This is a genomic window from Actinophytocola sp. (assembly GCF_036002505.1).
Classification (GTDB): domain Bacteria; phylum Actinomycetota; class Actinomycetes; order Mycobacteriales; family Pseudonocardiaceae; genus DASYTH01.
Genome location: NZ_DASYTH010000414.1, coordinates 1 through 2559, shown reverse-complemented (window position 1 = coordinate 2559; position 2559 = coordinate 1). Strand labels below are relative to the sequence as shown.

Genomic DNA, 2559 nt, shown 5'->3' with positions numbered 1-2559 from the left:
TCCGTGAAGGATGCGCAAGGCGATCCGGCGTACGGTCGCACCAACTGGCGCCGTTTCGCCGTAGCGGTGGGCGTACCCACCGTCGCCGCCGCGGGCCTGGTCATCGGCCTGGCCAACGGCGCGTTCGCCGCCAGTCTCACCGTGTCGGGCCAGGCCTTCAAGATCAAGGCCGACACGCTCGTCGGCGACGGGTTCGCCCAGTACAGCGATGCCCACACCACTGTGAACGGCCAGCCGATCCCGGTGGCCGTCTCGGGCATCAAGCACGCCACGCTCTACAACCTGTGCCAGTCGGTGCACCCGAACGGCTCGCCGGTCAGCCTGACCATCCGCGCGGGCACCGACGATAAGCACCCGGCCGAGGCCGACAACCTGCTGATCGGCCTGACCGAGCTGCGCGGCAACGCCACGTTCCACGACATCTCCATCGGCGCGGACGCGTCGAAGCTGACAAAGGGCGGCGAGGATGCCCACGGCGCCGTCGGCGGTTTCGCGCAGGAAGCCAAGGACGTCACCATCACCGACCTGGAGCAGGTCGCCTACTCCACTCAGGCCGGTACGTTCACGCTTCGCGGGCTCAACCTGAAGATCAACACGGACTTCGCGAACAAGAAGCCCGCCGAATGCTTCTGAGGTAAGAATCGGGGCCCGCGGACCACATCCGCGGGCCTCCGCCATGCCGTGCGCGGCAGAGGTTCCTGGAGGGTACGTGGCAACGGAAAGCGCCTGGAGCAGGTTCCAGCGGTGGCGGCGGACTCGCCCGTTCTGGGGCGGCCTGTTCCTGCTGCTGTCGGCGTCGGAGCTGTTCTTCAGCGCGAACCTCACGCTGCAGGACATGCAGGTCCACTTCGGCCAGGAGGGCTATCTCTCCTATGTGCTGCCGGCGGTCCTGGTGCTCTGCGGGGTGCTGGCCTGGGTAACGCCCGCGCAGCGCCTGTTCTACGGCATCATCGGGGTGCTGACCGCCCTGTACTCGTTCCTCGGCCTCAACCTGGGCGGCGTCGGTCTCGGCATGTTGATGGGCATCGTGGGCGGCGCGCTCCCGATCGCCTGGGGCCCGCCTCGCGCCGCGCACCCGCCGTCCACCGAGGACGAGTCCGGCACTCTGGCCGAGCCCGACGGGGCCGAGCCCGACGGTGATCCCGACACCGTCGAGGAGTTCGACGCGGTGGACGACGGCTCGTCCGACCGCCCTGCCGCACCGTCGACGCTGGACGGTGAGGACGCCATCGCCGGCTCCGACCGTCCGCCGCGCTCACCGTACGCCGCGGACCCGCCGACCGAGATCCTGTCCGGCTCCGACCTTCCGCCCCGCTCACCGTACGTCTCGGACCCGCCGACCGAGATCCTGCCCGGCTTCGACGACCGACCCGGCGAACCCCGACCACCATCGGAACGGGGAGCCCACCGGAAGCTGTTCGTCATCACGCTCGTTCCCCTGGTCGTGACCGCGGCGGTGCTCGCCGGCGGGAGCCGCAGTCCGGCCCGCGCCGCCGACTGCCCGGAGGGCATGCCCTCGCGCCCGGTCGCCGAGGCCAAGAAGGAATTGGCCCGGCAGGCCACGCCGGCGACCAAGAAGCAGGCGACGGCCAAGCCGCGCACGTCCGCGGCGAAGGCACCAGCCAAGACCACGCCGCAGGAGGACGAGACAGCCGACCCGGAGGGATCACCGACACCCACCCCGTCGCCTTCGGACGGCACCGGCAACCCTATCGTCGACGGCTGGAACAACCTCGTCGACGGTGTCGGCAAGCTCCTCGGCATTGGCGGGGACGCGTCACCGAGCCCGTCCCCCAGTGCCAGCCCGTCGCCGTCGGCTTCCCCGAGCACGTCGCAGACGCCCGCGCCGCCGGCTCCTGGCAATCCCGCGCCCGGCAATCCCGCTCCTGGCAACCCCGCGCCCGGTACGCCCAGCGGCCCATCGAGCGATCCGTCGGCGTCGGCGTCTCCGTCCCCGACGCCGTCCCTTCCGGACGTTCCGTGCCTCGGCCCGCGCGTGCTCGACAAGCAGACCAGCCCCGACGGCGTCCCCGCGGTGTCGGTCAAGGGCGGCCTGCTCGAGGGCAAGCTGCTGCAGATGTACGACTCCACCTACGACGGCACGGTCGACCTGCAGACCGCCGACGGGCCGCTCCGGAGCCTGAAATTCAGCATGTCCAAGTCGGTGACCAAGCCGTTCTCGCTGACCATCCCCGAGCCCGGTGGCCACACCACGCTCATCAAGAGCAACGCGCTGACCACCGACGGTGACGTGAAGTTCTACACGCCCAGCTTCTCCGGCAAGCTGTTCGGACTCTTCCGGGTCACGTTCACTCCGGAATCGCCGCCGCCCCTCACGCTGCCGTACCTGTGGTTCACCGACGTCGAGATCCAGCTGGCGTTCGTCAGCTGCAACACGCTCACCGCCGACCCGCTGGATCTCACCGAGGAGGCTTGAGACGGCGCTCGCGCCAGCCGCGCAAGACCGCCTCGACGTCGAACGGCGGCAGCAGCACCGGAGGCCCGTCCATCAGGCCGACGCGCGCCTTGCGGATCTGTTCGTTCAGGTTCGCCACCAGC

At 70.1% G+C, this 2559-nt stretch carries 2 protein-coding genes; both read left to right on the top strand.

The window, feature by feature from the left end; translation table 11 throughout:
• Positions 1–633, top strand: a 633-nt coding sequence (locus VGR06_RS36695) for a DUF6230 family protein (protein WP_327563818.1), incomplete at its 5' end; no start/stop codon positions are given.
• 76 nt (positions 634–709) lie between these two features.
• A complete protein-coding gene (locus VGR06_RS36690; protein ID WP_327563817.1) occupies positions 710–2437 on the top strand; it encodes a DUF6114 domain-containing protein in 1728 nt (575 codons plus the stop codon).
• The last annotated feature ends 122 nt before the right edge of the window (positions 2438–2559 follow it).